This is a genomic window from Psychrobacter sp. 1U2 (assembly GCF_051847575.1).
The window spans coordinates 1-702 of record NZ_JBPYDC010001115.1 but is presented as its reverse complement, the minus strand read 5'-3'; the positions used below and the strand labels follow the sequence as shown (position 1 = coordinate 702).

Below are 702 nucleotides of genomic sequence, written 5' to 3'. Positions count from 1 at the left end.
AAGCATATAGAGTTTCAGTCGCTTTATCAGCGACTACTCGACTTATCGGTTTTGTGTTTGGATTACCAGGGTTATAAACAGTGATGGTCTCTCCAGGCTCAAACTTAGCATTCGGGTTAAGAGTCTTAAGATACTTCTCACTCATATGAAATTTTTCTGCTAACGCTTCACTGATGCTTTCATAGTACATACCTTCAAGCTTGGCTTTCGCTTCTGCACCAGTAGGAATGCTAGTAGTTTTCACATTCACATCGGCATCATTTAGCTTATAGCTAACCAATACAGGTTGGGACATAAGCTTTTTATTGTTAGTTAAGGCTTGCCATGTCTCATCATTGAGATGATCTGTCACCTTCAAACCACGAGCTTTTTGGAACGCTTGCATGGCCTTTCGAGAGTTTTTACCCCAATAACCATCTATAGGCCCGACACTACTTTGGTTCCAGTTCAGTAAAGCTTGAAGCTTGGTACTCATGCTACGATTTACCTCTACCCCTTTCTGCCAACTATCGTTATTCACCTTTTGAGCAAACTTTGGTAAGTTATCTGTCGCATACTTAATAGTAGGCAATAGCTTGTTCAATGAAGTTACCGTGTCACTATCTCCAGCAAGCTTTTGACTGACTCCATTAGTCACCGGACTAACATCAGTGCTAGAAAATTTGTTACTAGCATTAGCATTGGTATTGGTATTGGTGTTAG

At 40.6% G+C, this 702-nt stretch carries 1 protein-coding gene; it reads right to left on the bottom strand.

The features are described from left to right. Window positions 1-702 (bottom strand): peptidoglycan-binding domain-containing protein (locus tag ACS8FD_RS20690; protein ID WP_439277249.1); only part of this gene is annotated, 702 nt, incomplete at both ends.